The sequence below is a fragment of the Bacillus sp. 166amftsu genome (assembly GCF_900107445.1).
GTDB lineage: Bacteria > Bacillota > Bacilli > Bacillales > Bacillaceae_G > Bacillus_A > Bacillus_A arachidis.
The window spans coordinates 1-15588 of record NZ_FNQA01000020.1 but is presented as its reverse complement, the minus strand read 5'-3'; the positions used below and the strand labels follow the sequence as shown (position 1 = coordinate 15588).

At 36.8% G+C, this 15588-nt stretch carries 18 protein-coding genes, 7 tRNA genes, 1 pseudogene and 4 riboswitches; of the genes and pseudogenes, 2 read left to right on the top strand and 24 right to left on the bottom strand.

Features of this window, described 5'->3' with window-relative positions:
* Positions 1 to 9: 9 nt before the first annotated feature.
* From kdpA to tenA, 15 genes are all read right to left on the bottom strand, one after another.
* A complete protein-coding gene (gene kdpA, locus BLV40_RS23925) occupies positions 10 to 1677 on the bottom strand; it encodes a potassium-transporting ATPase subunit KdpA (RefSeq protein WP_090694518.1) in 1668 nt (555 codons plus the stop codon).
* A 19-nt stretch (positions 1678 to 1696) separates the two neighbouring features.
* Complete coding sequence (gene kdpF, locus BLV40_RS23920; RefSeq protein ID WP_000972378.1) at positions 1697 to 1777, bottom strand: K(+)-transporting ATPase subunit F; 81 nt, start codon at positions 1775 to 1777, stop codon at positions 1697 to 1699.
* Positions 1774 to 1878: a hypothetical protein gene (locus BLV40_RS23915; RefSeq protein ID WP_026592831.1), complete on the bottom strand. Its 105-nt coding sequence runs from the start codon at positions 1876 to 1878 to the stop codon at positions 1774 to 1776. Before BLV40_RS23915 ends, kdpF begins: the two co-directional genes overlap by 4 nt.
* Positions 1879 to 1979: 101 nt before the next feature.
* Positions 1980 to 2125: riboswitch (cyclic di-AMP (ydaO/yuaA leader) on the bottom strand.
* A 263-nt stretch (positions 2126 to 2388) separates the two neighbouring features.
* Positions 2389 to 2619 carry a hypothetical protein gene (locus tag BLV40_RS23905; protein ID WP_139265605.1) on the bottom strand — a complete coding sequence of 77 codons (231 nt, stop codon included), beginning with the start codon at positions 2617 to 2619 and terminating at the stop codon, positions 2389 to 2391.
* Positions 2620 to 2635: 16 nt separating this feature from the next.
* Complete coding sequence (locus tag BLV40_RS23900; protein WP_090694512.1) at positions 2636 to 3034, bottom strand: hypothetical protein; 399 nt, start codon at positions 3032 to 3034, stop codon at positions 2636 to 2638.
* Positions 3035 to 3130: 96 nt separating this feature from the next.
* A riboswitch (cyclic di-AMP (ydaO/yuaA leader) is annotated at positions 3131 to 3276 on the bottom strand.
* A gap of 95 nt (positions 3277 to 3371) precedes the next feature.
* Positions 3372 to 4184: a bifunctional hydroxymethylpyrimidine kinase/phosphomethylpyrimidine kinase gene (thiD, locus tag BLV40_RS23895; RefSeq protein WP_090694508.1), complete on the bottom strand. Its 813-nt coding sequence runs from the start codon at positions 4182 to 4184 to the stop codon at positions 3372 to 3374.
* A gap of 16 nt (positions 4185 to 4200) precedes the next feature.
* Positions 4201 to 5220, bottom strand: a complete 1020-nt coding sequence (locus BLV40_RS23890) for a thiazole biosynthesis adenylyltransferase ThiF (RefSeq protein ID WP_090694502.1) — start codon at positions 5218 to 5220, stop codon at positions 4201 to 4203.
* Complete coding sequence (locus tag BLV40_RS23885) at positions 5213 to 5983, bottom strand: thiazole synthase (RefSeq protein WP_090694499.1); 771 nt, start codon at positions 5981 to 5983, stop codon at positions 5213 to 5215. The genes BLV40_RS23890 and BLV40_RS23885 overlap by 8 nt, the downstream gene beginning before the upstream one ends.
* A gap of 2 nt (positions 5984 to 5985) precedes the next feature.
* Entirely contained in the window at positions 5986 to 6189 is a 204-nt protein-coding gene (gene thiS, locus BLV40_RS23880) for a sulfur carrier protein ThiS (RefSeq protein ID WP_026592837.1), read from the bottom strand.
* Between the two features lie 15 nt (positions 6190 to 6204).
* Positions 6205 to 7314, bottom strand: a complete 1110-nt coding sequence (gene thiO / locus BLV40_RS23875) for a glycine oxidase ThiO (protein ID WP_090694496.1) — start codon at positions 7312 to 7314, stop codon at positions 6205 to 6207.
* Positions 7307 to 7927, bottom strand: a complete 621-nt coding sequence (gene tenI, locus BLV40_RS23870; protein ID WP_090694492.1) for a thiazole tautomerase TenI — start codon at positions 7925 to 7927, stop codon at positions 7307 to 7309. The genes thiO and tenI overlap by 8 nt, the downstream gene beginning before the upstream one ends.
* A 10-nt stretch (positions 7928 to 7937) precedes the next feature.
* The gene (locus BLV40_RS23865; RefSeq protein WP_090694488.1) at positions 7938 to 8939 is read right to left on the bottom strand and encodes an ABC transporter substrate-binding protein; all 1002 of its coding nucleotides are present in this window, start codon (positions 8937 to 8939) and stop codon (positions 7938 to 7940) included.
* The gene (locus tag BLV40_RS23860) at positions 8936 to 9688 is read right to left on the bottom strand and encodes an ABC transporter permease (RefSeq protein WP_090694485.1); all 753 of its coding nucleotides are present in this window, start codon (positions 9686 to 9688) and stop codon (positions 8936 to 8938) included. Before BLV40_RS23860 ends, BLV40_RS23865 begins: the two co-directional genes overlap by 4 nt.
* Positions 9685 to 10434: an ABC transporter ATP-binding protein gene (locus tag BLV40_RS23855; protein ID WP_090694481.1), complete on the bottom strand. Its 750-nt coding sequence runs from the start codon at positions 10432 to 10434 to the stop codon at positions 9685 to 9687. The genes BLV40_RS23860 and BLV40_RS23855 overlap by 4 nt, the downstream gene beginning before the upstream one ends.
* On the bottom strand, positions 10403 to 11098 hold the full coding sequence (gene tenA, locus BLV40_RS23850; RefSeq protein WP_090694460.1) for a thiaminase II: 696 nt from the start codon (positions 11096 to 11098) through the stop codon (positions 10403 to 10405). The genes BLV40_RS23855 and tenA overlap by 32 nt, the downstream gene beginning before the upstream one ends.
* A gap of 85 nt (positions 11099 to 11183) precedes the next feature.
* A riboswitch (TPP riboswitch) is annotated at positions 11184 to 11286 on the bottom strand.
* Positions 11287 to 11347: 61 nt separating this feature from the next.
* Positions 11348 to 11459, bottom strand: a riboswitch (TPP riboswitch).
* A 783-nt stretch (positions 11460 to 12242) separates the two neighbouring features.
* Between tenA and BLV40_RS29480 the strand changes: the two are divergent.
* Positions 12243 to 12449: pseudogene (locus BLV40_RS29480) on the top strand (M23 family metallopeptidase); the annotation flags it as partial.
* A 6-nt stretch (positions 12450 to 12455) separates the two neighbouring features.
* Positions 12456 to 12788: a hypothetical protein gene (locus BLV40_RS23840; RefSeq protein WP_090694453.1), complete on the top strand. Its 333-nt coding sequence runs from the start codon at positions 12456 to 12458 to the stop codon at positions 12786 to 12788.
* A gap of 90 nt (positions 12789 to 12878) precedes the next feature.
* On the opposite strand, the gene BLV40_RS23835 is transcribed toward BLV40_RS23840, so the two are convergent.
* The 9 genes from BLV40_RS23835 to BLV40_RS23795 all read right to left on the bottom strand — a co-directional run bounded on the left by BLV40_RS23835 (position 12879) and on the right by BLV40_RS23795 (position 15539).
* Entirely contained in the window at positions 12879 to 14030 is a 1152-nt protein-coding gene (locus tag BLV40_RS23835; protein WP_026592846.1) for a DUF3965 domain-containing protein, read from the bottom strand.
* Between the two features lie 348 nt (positions 14031 to 14378).
* The gene (locus BLV40_RS23830) at positions 14379 to 14798 is read right to left on the bottom strand and encodes a CBS domain-containing protein (protein WP_026592847.1); all 420 of its coding nucleotides are present in this window, start codon (positions 14796 to 14798) and stop codon (positions 14379 to 14381) included.
* A 175-nt stretch (positions 14799 to 14973) separates the two neighbouring features.
* Positions 14974 to 15045: transfer RNA gene (locus BLV40_RS23825), tRNA-Glu, on the bottom strand.
* Position 15046: 1 nt separating this feature from the next.
* Positions 15047 to 15121, bottom strand: a tRNA-Asn gene (locus BLV40_RS23820).
* Positions 15122 to 15124: 3 nt separating this feature from the next.
* Positions 15125 to 15201 (bottom strand) — tRNA-Ile (locus BLV40_RS23815).
* Positions 15202 to 15211: 10 nt separating this feature from the next.
* Positions 15212 to 15282, bottom strand: a tRNA-Trp gene (locus BLV40_RS23810).
* Positions 15283 to 15285: 3 nt separating this feature from the next.
* Positions 15286 to 15361 (bottom strand) — tRNA-Thr (locus tag BLV40_RS23805).
* A gap of 19 nt (positions 15362 to 15380) precedes the next feature.
* A tRNA-Phe gene (locus tag BLV40_RS23800) sits at positions 15381 to 15453 on the bottom strand.
* Between the two features lie 10 nt (positions 15454 to 15463).
* Positions 15464 to 15539: transfer RNA gene (locus tag BLV40_RS23795), tRNA-Asp, on the bottom strand.
* Between the last annotated feature and the right edge of the window lie 49 nt (positions 15540 to 15588).

The following is a 15588-nucleotide window of genomic DNA, read 5'->3' as shown; positions in this document are numbered from 1 at the left end:
TACCCTCCATTACTTCAATGTAAGAAATTCTGCAATTGGACCTAATACTAACATTGGGAAGAATGTTAATGCACCGACAATTACAATTGTCCCAATGAAAATTCCACCAAATAAACTATTATCTGTTCGGAATGTTCCGACTGTTTCCGGTACTATCGTTTTCTCTTTCAATGAAGCTGCAACAGCTAACATTGTAATTAAGCTGAAATAGCGTCCTAAAAACATAACTAAACCAGTCGTAATATTCCAAAACGGTGTATTATCTGCTAAACCTTCAAAACCAGATCCGTTATTCGCAGCAGAAGATGTGTACTCATATACAACTTGCGTTAAACCGTGGAAACCTGAATGAGAAATTGCATCTGTTCCTAGATTTGTTGAAAGTGCTAAAGCCGAAAATCCTAAAATAAGCAATGGATGAAATAATATCGTTACTGCAATTAATTTCATTTCCTTACCTTCAATTTTCTTACCTAGAAATTCTGGCGTCCGTCCAACCATCAATCCAGATATAAAAACAGCAATAATTGCGTACATAATGATATTAACGAAACCTGCCCCAACGCCGCCAAATACTGTATTTAACATCATATTTACAAGTGGTACCAATCCACCAATTGGTGTTAACGTGTCATGCATCGTATTAACTGCACCTGTTTCCGCTGCTGTTGTTACAGTCGCATACAGTGAAGAAAAAACTGTTCCAAATCGTACTTCTTTGCCTTCTGTACTTCCTTGTACATGTTCTATACCTATTTGATTTAATGCTGGATTTCCGTGTAATTCTGATGAAACAATGGTTCCAAATCCAATTAAAAACACCATAAATAAAGAAACGAAAAGGATACGTCCTTGTTTTTTATTTCCAACCATTCTTCCATACGTAAATGGTAAAGCTGTTGGCAATAACATCATGAGCATCATTTGTAAAATGTTACTGATTTGTCCTGGGTTTTCAAATGGATGTGTGGAGTTTGCCCCGAAGAATCCACCACCATTATTACCAAGTTCCTTAATGGAAACAAATGAAGCTACAGGCCCGCGTAAAATATTTTGTTTCACGCCTTCAATCGTGTGTGCTGTAACCGCTCCGTCTAAAGTTTGCGGTACACCAAGCGCAACAAAAATCAGCGCTGCCACAAATGCAATTGGAAGAAAGACCCTTGTTAGAGCTCTTGTAAAATCTACGAAAAAATTGCCAAGTTCCTTACCTGCTAATCCTCTTATAAAAGCCATTACAAGCGCTAATGTTGTTGCTGGTGCAGCAAACATTAAAAATGTAATTCCGATTAATTGTGATAAATAAGATAATCCATTTTCACCGCTATAATGCTGCAAGTTTGTATCTGCCATAAAGCTGATTGCTGTATTAAAAGCAAGCGTTGGCTCCATGCCTTCAATATGTGCTGGGTTTAACGGCAATACACCTTGTAACCTGAAAATGAAATATACGACAACAATCATAAAACCGTTAAGTGCAACTAATGATAATGCATACTGTTTCCAAGTTTGGTTGTAATGCTTAACACCCGTAACTTTGAAAATAAGCTTTTCAAAAGGTCCAAATACTTTATCTAGTTTTCTACTACCTTGAAAAGCTTTTTCTAGATAAATCCCCGTTGGCTTTGCTACAAGAATAAATAATAGCATTGTGATGACAACTGCAATCCAAATCATAATGAATGATTCCCCCTAATTAAAACTTTTCCGGATTTAATAGCGCATAAACTAAATACACAGTAATCGCTGCGACAATAACTGATAAGGCAATCATCATGATTGCTTCCCTTCTTTCACAACTTTATCTGACCAGCTTGCAAGCCCTATCATAGATGCTACTAATACAACAAAGATTCCGATCATCACTACATCTAGCATTCCAATCCCCCATTTCAAAATGTTAAATTTTACCATTTACCCATCAAAAAAAGAACACTGAGGCTCTACTCAGTGTTCAAAAATGAACAACACAAAAGTAAACCTCCTCTCCAAACGCTTACGAGGTTAGCTGTCGGATTCGGGCCTAAAGAGTAGCCCTACTTTCTTAATGAAAGATTCACCCCAAGTGACAATGCACAAAATTGGTTCCCCCGCTCCAAATACTTGGACTCAGCGATATCAGGTTGTTTTTGGAAATTTTTATAAACAATTTATGAATGTAAATATACTCCTCTATATTTAACTTGTAAAGAGGAGTATTTCCTAAAATAAGAAAAAATTCAATTGTTTAAACGCTTACATTGGTTAATATTAATATTTTATCACCTGTTTCCTTGTCTTTTCTTTCTTTTTCATGAAAATAATCTTTTAAATATGAAAGAAAAAGAGCGAATTCATATAAGTGCTTAGCTTATTGCACTTAATCATTCGCTCTTTTTCTTTCAAAATTTATCCTCTTCGCAAAAATGCACGTAAACTTCTTCCTCGAATATAAACTTGTGACAGTTCTACACGTACCTGCTCATATTCGATAATATCCGTTTCCAAATACAAACTCTCTTCTGATGGCAATATCATATATGGGTTTGGAAAACTAGGATCTAGCGCAGCCAATTCTTGAACTCGCTCTACTGATACCGCCCAACGATGTGCTATATCTCCAAGTAATAACACCTTCATCTTCGCTTCCTCCGCCCTATTCAAAAAATAAAAAAGAAATATTATCACAGTTCGTAAACACTACAAATTTAGCTCCAATTGTTTGATAGAGCCTGACTGGATAGTTTTTATTTCTTGTGACAACTGTAATAGGCGCTTGAAAAAAAAAGCGAATCCGTTCAGTGAAAAAGCTAACTGTTGGAAGTTCATCTCCTAGCAAGATTACTTTTTTGATTCCGCTACAAATGCTCGTTATATTTAGTTCCTTATCACAGCAATACGTTGATTCAAATCCACATGCTCGTACTTCATCTGCTACATGTTCATCTACTGTAAAAATAATCATATCACTTTGAAAAGGTACTAATTCTCGCAAACTATTTACCTTTTCCTCTTCTCCTACACAAATGAGTGTTAATTCTTTTTCCTCATCCATGCATTTCATCCCCCTTAATATAAAAGAATTCCAATATAGTAATTTAATATTCTTTTACACTAATCAGATCGGTGAAGCGATGTGTCCATCCGTGCACCATCCCCTCTCAACACGCTTACGAAGTTAGCTGTCGGATTCGGACTTTGAGAGTAGCCCTACTTTCACCATGAAAGATTCACCCCTAGTGCTTATGCACGGTTTGGTTCCTCCGCTCCATTATCCGGACTCAGCGTTACAAAAAATAGATTCTGGCTGATATAATACTCCTAAATATGGAAAAAGTAAACAATAAAAAAAGCCAGTTATACAACTGGCTTCCTCATCAAATTTCGAATGCTTATGCATGAGTTTCTTGACGTTTATATGCAAAGTGATTCGTTGGTCCATGACCGCTTCCAATATTTAATTGCTCTTCAATTGCTATACTAATAAACTGTTTCGCTTCCCATACTGCTTCTTCCATTGTATATCCTTTTGCAAGCCCTGCCGTCACAGCAGATGCAAATGTACAACCGCTACCATGTGTTTGTTTAGAATCAATTCGTTCGCTTTTAAATTCAATAAACCGCTCACCATCAAATAATAAATCAATCACTTCGCTACCTTGATAATCCGCATGCCCGCCTTTCATAAGAACATATTTCGCTCCTAGTCTATGCAATTCTTTTGCAGCTTCTTTACTATCTTGAATGTTGTGAATTTCCATCTCTGTTAATACCTCTGCTTCCGGCACATTCGGAGTGACAACTGTAGCAATGGGCAATAAATATTCCTTTAATGCTTGCACAGCTTCCTGTTGTAACAATGATGCTCCACCTTTTGCAATCATCACAGGATCTAGTACAATATTATTCCAGCCAAACTTTTTAATATTTTCTGCAACAACTTTGATAATTTCACTACTAAATAGCATACCAAGCTTAACAGCATCTGGTGTTAAATCTGCACCAATTGAATTTAATTGCTCTCGGATCCCTTCGGTTGCAACAGGATATACCCCTTGCACGCCGAGCGTGTTTTGAGCTGTAATAGCAGTAATCACTGTCATTCCATATACACCAAGCTCCTGAAATGTTTTTAAATCTGCTTGAATCCCAGCACTGCCGCCACTATCAGATCCAGCAATTGTTAATGCTTTATTCACTTTCATCTCACTCACCCTTTTTCTATCCAAAATAACGATGATAAATTGTTTTTGCTTCTACCATATCTTTCGTTCCATGTACGAGAACACGGCCGTCTTGAAACGCAACCAGTCTCTTCCCTTCAACTGAAAATGACAATAAATATGGATTCACCATTAAATCTGCTACGCGATCACGTAATAGCTCTTTATATCGCTCAAAATCTAGTTGTTCTTTATAAGGCGGTCTAATTTGAACCGTATTTCTCCCACATAAAACTGCAGTTTTCGATGTATTCTCTTTATTTAAATATGGATAGAGCGCTTCCTTACTACATGATGGACAATTATGTTTTCGAAGTTTTTGCACCTTCATACATGAATATTCGTTTTTCCATACATCAAACGATACAAGCCCATCCCGAAGCGATTCATAATCCTCTACTAAAATTTTCAGAGTCTCTGTAACTTGATGAGAAACAACGAGAGATACAGCAGGTGAAATGATACCTGCTGTATCACATGTTGCTCCGCCAAGCGGAATAGATTGTAGTAAACAAGATAGACATGGCGTCTTTCCTGGTAAAATCGTATAAGAAAGGCCATAACTTCCTACACACGCTCCATAAATCCATGGAATAGAATATTTTTGCGATATATCATTAACAATAAAACGTGTTTCAAAATTATCAGTCGCATCAATCATTACATCGACATTTGCAACAAGTTCTTCTAATTCTGCTGCTGTTACATCTTGAACAAAAGCTTCTACAGTTACATTGCTATTAATCTCTTGCAAGCGCCTTTGTGCTGCTATAGCCTTCGGAAGATTATTTTTCACATCCTCCTCACAATACAGCTGCTGACGTTGTAAATTGCTCCAATCAATATAATCGCGATCCACAATTGTCACATGGCCAACACCAGCCCTTACAAGCATCTCTGCGTTCGTACTACCAAGTGCTCCCGCGCCGATAATTAATACATGTTTTTCTCCTATCTTCTGTTGCCCTTTTTCTCCAATTGGAGAAAATAACTCTTGGCGAGAATATCGATTATTCAACTACGCTCATTCCTTCTAGCGGGCTACTTGCTGTTGCGCAACGTTTACGTGCAATACGTCCTGCTTCAAACCCTAAACGTCCTGCATGAATACCTAGCTTCATTGCTTCTGCCATTTTAATAGGATCTTTCGCGCCAGATACAGCTGTATTTAATAGCACGCCATCCGCTCCTAATTCCATCGCAAATGCTGCATCAGCTGGGCTCCCTACACCAGCATCCACAATAACCGGTACTTTTGCTTGTTCAATAATAAAACTTAAGTTTAATGGATTTACAATTCCAAGTCCTGAACCAATTGGTGATGCACCAGGCATAATCGCATGAACGCCAAGTTCTTGTAATTTACGTGCTAATACAACATCATCAGATGTATAAGGAAGAACAATAAATCCTTCTTCTAACAACATTTCAGATGCTTTTAAAGTCTCCACTGGATCTGGTAATAACGTTCTATCATCACCAATCACCTCTACTTTTACCATGTCACAGACCCCTGAAGCTTTTGCTAATTTCGCAATCCGAACTGCTTCCTCAGCATTTTTTGCCCCTGCTGTATTTGGAAGTAATGTATACTTTTTCACATCAATTTTTTCTAATAAATTGGGTTGCTGTGCATCAAATATATCCATACGACGTACCGCAAACGTTAAAATCTCTGCCTCTGATACTTCAATTGCTTTTCTTTGCACATCATAATCAGAAAATTTCCCTGTTCCTAATAAAAGTCTAGAATTGAATGTATATGGTCCAATGTTTAACATAATCAACCGCCTCCTACGAAAGTTACAATCTCAATTTGGTCTCCATCAAAAACAGATGCACTTTGATGATCTTCTTTTGTTAAAATATCTGTATTGCGTTCTACTACAACAATCTTTGTATCTAATCCTAAATGCGTAAGCAATTCTGCTACCGTCTTAATACTTTCTGGCACCTCTACTTGCTTACCATTAATTTTTAAATTCAAACTTCCATCCCCTTTCTAAACCGTTTTAGAAAGCAATGAGTCTAGCAAGTGATTCCCTTGCTTTCCTTCTATTAAATCTGCCATATATTGACCAGAAACAGGACTTAATAAAATTCCATTTCGGTAATGACCAGTACAAGCATATAATCCCTTTATTTCTTCATGCGCCCCCATATAAGGAACCTTATGATTAGATTGCGGGCGTAATCCCGCCCATGCACTTTCCCATTCGGCTTCTTTCAAAGCCGGCAAGATGGTATAAGCACGTTCTAATATCGAAGTAATACTTTCTGGTCGCACAGACTTATTAAACGTATGGGGCTTCATCGTTGCTCCAATTACATAGCGTCCACCACGTTTTGGCGCAATATAAAACCGCTCTTGGAAAATAGGAGATTGCAACAATGGTTTACGGCTCTTTACAGCAACAACTTCTCCTTTTACAGGATATGTCCCCCACTCTTTATCAAAGTGATGAAGAAGTTTTGTACTCCATGAACCACCGGCAATTACTACCTTTTCACATGCAATCATACCTTCATTCGTAATGATTCCTTCTACTCGGTTGTTTTCTATTTTGATATCAAATACTTCTGTTTCTTCATATATATCAGCACTAGAAATGGCTGCAGAGTGTGCAAACGCCTTTGTAAGTTCCTGTGCAATAACATGACCGTCTTTTGGATAATATACAGCGCAGGTGATCGATGAAGAGAGAAAGGGCTCTTTTTCATGCAGTTCATCTCCTGTCAGAAAATATGATTCTTCACCTGTTTTCTGTTGCCAGTTCATAATATCTAGTATTCTTGTCTTCTCATCTTCATTTTGGGCAATACGGTATATCCCTTTCTCTTCATATCCAATATCAATACCCGTTTTTTCACGTAAAGCTTTAGCAAGTTGCGGAAATATTGCACGGCTTTTTCTAGCAAGCTCAAATAGCGGATCGTACGCATCCCATTCCGCCTGTACACCAAGTAAACCTGCCGCTGCCTTAGAAGCTTCAGACGCAATCCTTTGTTTCTCAATAATTGCAACTTGGTATCCTCTTTCTGCTAGAAAATGTGCAACTGAACTACCCATTACACCACCGCCAATAATGGCTACATCATACTTCTTACTCATGATTTTCCGCCCACTTTCTTATTGTTTCCTTATACAATCTTGCTTTCTCATATGGATTACGATCGCTTACAATCCCAGACATAACAGCAATACCACTCACACCAGTTCTAAGTACTTCTACTGTATTTTTTGGTGTGATCCCTCCGATAGCTGTAATCGGTATCGTTAATCGCCTTGCCATATCTGAAATTTCTTCTAGCCCCCTTGCCGGAACACCCTTCTTACAATCTGTTGGAAATACATGACCATACACAAGGGAATCTGCACCGTTTTTGAAAGCTGTTATCGCTTCTTCTAAAGAATGCACAGAATAACCAACATGCAAATAAGAAAATCTCTCCTTAACTAACCTAACATCAGCACTTCGATATCCCAATTGTATGCGAGGGATATGTAATAGAATCGCAATATCAATTCGATCATTCATCACAAGTTTAGATGCGGGAAAGCCTCTTTTTAAAAGACTTTCCACACCTTCATATAACTCTTTCGTATTTTTTTCCCGCTCACGAATATGCAAATAATCAATCTCACTCTCAATTTGCATCGCTGCATTCGCTAACTCTTCGAATGTCATCTTACCATTTGAGATAACATGGAGTTCGTCTGTCATATTCACTCGCCTACTTTAAAATATTTTCAAATAATTCATTGGCAGGAACGATTTCTTTTGTCATTCCTTTTTCTTTCAGCCATTTATTTTGCTTTTCCCATGATTCTTTCGTATCTGATAAAAATGGCTCATCTTTCGTTTCCATTTTCTCTAATAAAATTTTCATGCTTTCTTTTTCAACTTCTGGTACAAGTGGGAAATTTTCTTTTTCTTGATGATCTAATAAAATACCCAGTGCTTCATCTGGATTTTTCTTCATGAAGTCATATCCTTTTTTCGCACCACGTGAAAATGCTTGCAATGCTTCTTTATCTTTTTTCAATGTTTTATCACCTGTTACAAAAACAAGCTCATGATAATTTGGCACGCCATATTCAGCTGGGTTGAAGTACGCTGGTTCATGGCCTTGATGACGCATAACAGGAACTTCATGGTTAATATAAGCTCCAGTAACAGCATCTACTTTTTTCGTAATTAGCGCTGGTACTAAATCAAATCCGACGTCTACTACTTTTACAGTATCAGGATTACCACCAGCTTCTTTTATCATCGTTTTTAAATATGCTTCACTTAAAGGTGTTCCAGAATAACCAACTGTTTTACCTTCTAAATCTTTTGGTGAATTGATTCCCGCCGATTTTAGCGATACAACATGATTTAATGGTGAGCGAACCACAGCTCCAATTGATTTCACTGGAATTTGTTCATTTGCTTTTGCCATAACAACATCTGGTTGATAATATAAACCGACTGTTACTTTTCCTGCTGCTGCTAATGTTAATGGATCTGTTGGGTTAGAAGGAAATTTAATATTCACCTTTACTCCTTCTTCTTTAAAGTATCCCTTTTCAATCGCCGCATAAATAAAACTATGCACTGCATTTGGATACCAATCGAGCATAACCGTTACTTCTTTCTCAGTCTTTTTCTTCCCTGATGCTGAATTACTAGAACATCCTGCAATCATTGCAACTAATAATGTAAACACAAAGATGCGTTTAAATAATTTCATGAATGTTTCCTCCAACTAATGAATTTCTTTTCTAATATAGAAACAAGTAATACAAATAAAATGGCTAGTAATGATAAAAGTACAATCGGTGCAAACACACCAGCTCCATCTAACTGCGTCATCATTCGTTTACTAAAGTATCCTAAACCAGCTTGTGCCCCAAGCCATTCACCAATTGCCGCTCCAATTACACTAAGCGGAACAGCAATTTTTAAAGCAGAGAAAAAGTACGGAAGTGCAGATGGCAACTTTAACTTTAGAAAAATGTCTTTTTTCGTTGCACCATATGTTACTAAAAGCTCCTCCCACTCCTTTTTCGTGCTGCGCAATCCATCATACGTATTTACCGCAATCGGGAAAAATGTAATCAAAACCGTAACAACTACCTTGCTCCAAATTGAATATCCAAACCATAAAACAAATAACGGTGCTAGTGCTGTAATTGGAATTGTTTGTGAGGCAACTAGCAACGGATAAAACGCTCTTTCCACCCATATACTAGCATTCATTAACATCGCTAAGCCAACACCCAGTACGACGGAAATAACAACTCCGATTAAAACTACATATAAAGTCGCTGGCAAATGAACAGTGAATAATATGTCACGCAGCGCCCACAGTTTAGCTAGAATTGCAGTTGGCGATGGTAGAATATACACCTCATCTACAATTCTAGCCCCCACTTCCCAGGCTACGAGCAGTATGCTACTCAAAATCAGTGCAGGTAATAACTCCATCACACGTTTCATACGAGCACCTGCCTTTGTAGCATACTAAGCAATTCATCTTTTAAAGCTAATATTTCAGGTTTATGCAAATCTTTTCTTGAGCGATCAATTTCAAGCGGAACGATACGCTCTGTTAAAGTTGTAATAGGCTGCTCTGTCACAACAAAAATCCGATTGGAAAGAAACAGCGCTTCCTCTACATCGTGTGTAATAAATAAAATGGTTTTTTGCCACTGTTTCCATTGTTCAAACAACCATTCTTGCAACGTTGCTTTCGTTAATGCATCTAATGCGCTAAAAGGTTCATCTAACAATAAAATGTCCCCGCCTGTTAATAAAGTTCGAATAAAGGATACTCGCTGCCGCATACCACCTGATAAATCTTTCGGATATTTGTTCTCGTATCCTTGTAAACCAAATTGTTCTAACAGTTCGCTTGCCTTAAGATACGCTTCTTTTTTCTTTATCCCTTGACACTCTAATGGCAATGCCGCATTTTCAATAATCGTCCTCCACGGCAGAAGCATATCTTTTTGTGGCATATATCCTACAGGATGACTCGTTGTTTCTGTCAGTTGAATGGTTCCAGCCCCCGCATCTTCTAAACCTGTAATTAAACGAAATAATGTACTTTTGCCACAGCCACTCGGTCCAATGATGCTAACAAACTCTTTTTCTTGTACAGATGCATCTAGGCCCTTTATAATTGGCTTTTCATCATAATGAAAAGAGACATTATGAAACCGTAGTATGCTCTTGCTCCTCAAAACCCCACATCTCCTTACGGTACGCCATATCCCAGAATAAATACTCAAATCGGCTGGAATATAAGAAAATTTCTTCTAATCGAGCTAACTCTTGTTCAGACTTTCCTTCAGCTAGTTCATTTAACAAATCTATTAGCCACGTGCAAAGACTTCCATACTCTTTTGAGCTATATCCTTGAATCCATTCACCGAAAAATTCGTGATCTCTTGCTCCCTGAATATCATTTAAACGTTTTCCAATTTCCCAATAGCTCCACATACATGGAAGAAGCGCCGCAATTAACTCCGCAAGCGTACCATTTTGAGATACTGACATCATATAGTTTGTATACGCTAAATTTTTAGCAGACGGCTTTGCTTCTTCCATCTCTTGAATGGAAATACCAAGACGTTTTGCATACTGTTTATGAATCGTCATTTCCCCATTTAATATGCCATCTATTTGTTCTGCAAACTTTGCCATAACTTGTGGATTATTTGCTTTCACAACGCCAATCGCATATAGTTTTGCATAATCTAGCAAATATAAATAATCTTGTATGATGTAATATTGGAATTTATCTTTTTCTAAGGTACCGTCCCCCATTCCCGTTACAAACGGGTGATTATGACTTTTCTCCCAAACAGGCTGCACATTCTCAAATAACCTCTCACAAAACTTCATTTATATTTCCCCTTCCTTTACATCTATTTATCCAAATAAAAAACCACTCCTATATAAGAAGTGGTTACAGCAAATAAAGATACATTTATCCGTCGTTCCACTTCCCTTCGCTAGTATTACCTAGATCAGGTCCGTAAGGGTTAAGGATTATTCCTCTCTCAGCACATAAAGCACCCCTAGTGGTTTCTACTATTAAATTGTTAAATAAAAAAGCCCCGTTTCTTTACGCAAAGAAACGGGGACTTGTTGTCAATGTCCAAGTTGCTTCCCTACGCTAGCATAATCTAGATCAGGTGATTAAAGGATCAAAGACTTACGGTCTTACTCTCAGCTGGCAACACCAGCTCTCCTAGCACAATATGAAATTACCATAGTCAGTATAACACTGTCATGGGTCATCAGCAACTGTTTTCATTTATTACAATCTCATTCATAATTAGCGGTCTAATCTTTACATCAAGGCTCTACGTTCCATTTATGTAAAATATGAAACATAAATATTTATATAGGTATGAATTCCCATCGGCCTATAATAATTACAAAACGATTTTTCAACATATACGTTGCTGCTATGAAAACAAAAGAAGACCCACTCTCATTTTCTCTTTCTATTTTAACTTGGCATAAGGCAAAAAAAAGCGCTGACTGCCTCTATATATGAGCAGATTTTCTCCCATACCTAAAAAACTTCCCTTTCGTTTTTTAATTCACATTTATATATTGATTCAGAAAATAGCAACTATCTCTTTATCCATATTCTAATAGTTATTTATCTGTTATTCTTGTAGTATATTTCGATTCCATTAAAAAACGGTTATTTTTTCTTGTTTCATATTACAGTTATGTGAATAATGCACAAAGTATTATATCTTTATACTATAATAAAAAATATATTAATACATCTATGGGGGGCTAATATTAGATGAAACAGAAAGCTACAGCTTTAACGGCAACTACTGTCGCAGTCACATCTCTACTTCCATCCATAAATCAAGTAGAGACACGCACTGTAGCATCTCAGCAATTGCCTACAAAAAACACTCAATATATAAAACTCAATTCAAAAATACCCTATTCTAATAATAAAATGAATACAAGAAATAATTCTAACTCCATAAAAGCAACAAATATTTCATTTACTAAATCTACTAAGCTATATACAACCGTTTACGCTCATATGAAAAACCGTTCCGTACAAATTGGTGATCAACTTCAAACCAAACAATTATTAAGACATATGGGAAATACAGGCCACTCATTTGAACAGCATCTCCATTTTGAATTACATAATGATGAATGGAATTTTGAAAAAACAAACGCAGTAAATCCACTGCATTATTTAGTTCGGTAATATTATATGCCACGTAATATCCCTTTAGTAATTGAGTATTTGGCTTTTCTGGGTTTAATCTGTTGTTTAGTAATTTACAATACTAACATTGTTTTTTTGAGTATTGTTATCTTGTTTGTTGCTATCGAATCTTTGATGGAAGCCTTCAAAATCCGACTAAAGAAACAAATTTCTCATATATATACTGCATTTATTATTATCGGCGGTTTAATAACAAATATTATTTATAGTGGTTTTCATATTGCTGCGATACTCCCTGTATTTTTTATCGCAGTGCTACTTATTATTTCCCAATATATTTACACTCCTGATCACCGTAAAAAACAACAAGAAGTTTAGAACATCCTTCTACATTTACGACTGAAAAAGGGATCTCACTTTGAAGTGAGATCCCTTTTTCATATATTCATTATCTTGAAAAACGTTTCTTTATCCACACGCATATCGTTCATAAATAAAACTTAAATTATACTTCTTCTCTAAACCCATTCGTTGTTCATCATCACACCAGTAAAATAAAATATCGTGAATCGTTGCATAACGCTTATTTTTTAGAAATTGTTTAATAAATGACGGTAAACAATCATGTAATTGTATAAATATATAATTTCGCAAGATTTCTTCTTTATATTCAATTCCCTTACAAACATACATCAACTCTTCACAATAATATGCATGTTGCGGAACTTGAATCATTTCAAAAAATGGTACGTATGATAATAGTTTTCCAATGAAATGCTCGTATTGATTCATAAACTCAAATGACATGTACTCCATCATTTCCTTCATTACATAAAGATAGTCATCCACATGTGTGGTCTTTAGCGGATTAAGACGATCAGAAATTTGGGCAATTACTGCCCTTTGGCATGCAACAACAGCACGACTTGGTCCATAATATGTTAAGAAATCCGTACACTTACGATACTTTTTTAATAAATCATATATGTATAAGTCATAAACATATGTATTACAGTATATTGCTAAATTCATCATTTCTTGATCTAATTCTTCTTTGGACAATAATTTTGCCTGTTTGCAAACACAAAAAAATGTAAGTTCCATTACTTCCTTATGAGACAATAGCTTTTCACATTTTTCAGTACATTCTTCATTAAATTTAATTCTTTCCCATATCATTACATCTTCATTTTCTAATTCACCGATTCGATACTTTACAATTAAGTAGTTCCAAGCCACAACCTGTGTTAAAATGTCCCACACTTCGTATTCCATAGATGTATGTACGAATTCATCTAATTTATGATTCATCATAAATGTATAAGCTTCCTTATACCAACCAATTTTCTGACATAAATGAACAATACGAACTAAAGTTGGTATTTCATCCTTATGAAACTGTGGTAAGTCCTTCACTTTATCCATTCCATATAAGATAAACGGAACCAGATTTTCTTGTTTATAAAATTCTTTTTCTTTCCAGGCTAAAATTGTCCGCTCTTTTCCTTCGCCTTTTGGATGATTTGGTACAAGTAAAGAAAATAAATCCGCAAAATTATTTGGTTCCACATAGACATCTGTAACCAAATTCCAATTGGGGTTGCTCTGTACATCCCTCATATCATTTCCCCTCCATTTCTATTTATATATGAAATCTTCGATGACTTACTAGATAATCATAATGCTATATATATTAATATATTCAAAAACCCTTATGAAACTTATATTTATTATTATATCATTTTTTAACATAACAAAAATTAGTAACGAACATCATTAACCAAATTTTAAATGGACGTAACATTTGTCATTATTTAAATATACTCCGTTAAATGTATATATCTATGAATAACATGTTGGATACGTTTTAATAACAATATAGTCTTATTCGTATTATTAATAAAACGTATCCGATTTTACCTATTCCCTAGCATCTAAATACACTGTATTTTAACCCACACCTACACTTTATTCTGTATGCTCAGAAATCTCACTTAAAGCTACCCCTGCCTGATCATCAGCTTTTTCTGCTATTGCTAAATCACCTAGTGCTAACATCCCAACAAGCTCGCCATTCTCAACTACAGGTAGCCTTCTAATTTGATGCTGCGCCATCAACTCCGTAGCCTTTTCAATAGAGTCATCAGGAGAAACGGACACGATTCCTGTAGTCATGATATTTGTAATTTTATTAGAACCAGGATGTTTCTCAGCAATTCCACGAACAACTAAATCACGATCAGTGACAAGACCAACCACTTGATTGTTCTCTACAACTGGAATCATTCCAATGTCTTCTTCTTTCATTTTCACAGCAGCTTCATATACATTATCTAGTGGTGTACATTGTACAATATCAGTACTCATAAATTCTCTAACTGTTGTCATGTAGCTCTATTCCCTCCTTTTTATACATACTATAGCTTTTCCAAATTTCCTTTATTTATTTCATAATAAATAGAGGAATTTTAGATTGATGATATCGTATATTAGAAAAGAACAGAATTCTCACATGATGTTTTTCACAAGAAAAAAGAGCCAGCTAATTGCTGACTCTTTTTTATGACCCGTACGGGATTCGAACCCGTGTTACCGCCGTGAAAGGGCGGTGTCTTAACCACTTGACCAACGGGCCATGGCTCCGCAGGTAGGACTCGAACCTACGACCGATCGGTTAACAGCCGATAGCTCTACCACTGAGCTACTGCGGAATATGGTGGGCCTAAATGGACTCGAACCATCGACCTCACGCTTATCAGGCGTGCGCTCTAACCAGCTGAGCTATAGGCCCATATTTTCTACAGGGGCAGTAGGAATTGAACCCACACCGGAGGTTTTGGAGACCTCTGTTCTACCTTTAAACTATGCCCCTAAGTGGTGCCGGCTAGAGGACTTGAACCCCCAACCTACTGATTACAAGTCAGTTGCTCTACCAATTGAGCTAAGCCGGCTTTCCAAAAAAAAAAAAGATGGCTCGGGACGGAATCGAACCGCCGACACGAGGATTTTCAGTCCTCTGCTCTACCGACTGAGCTACCGAGCCTTTATGTAAATGGCGGTCCCGACCGGGGTCGAACCGGCGATCTCCTGCGTGACAGGCAGGCATGTTAACCACTACACCACGGGACCATTTGGTTGCGGGGACAGGATTTGAACCTGCGACCTTCGGGTTATGAGC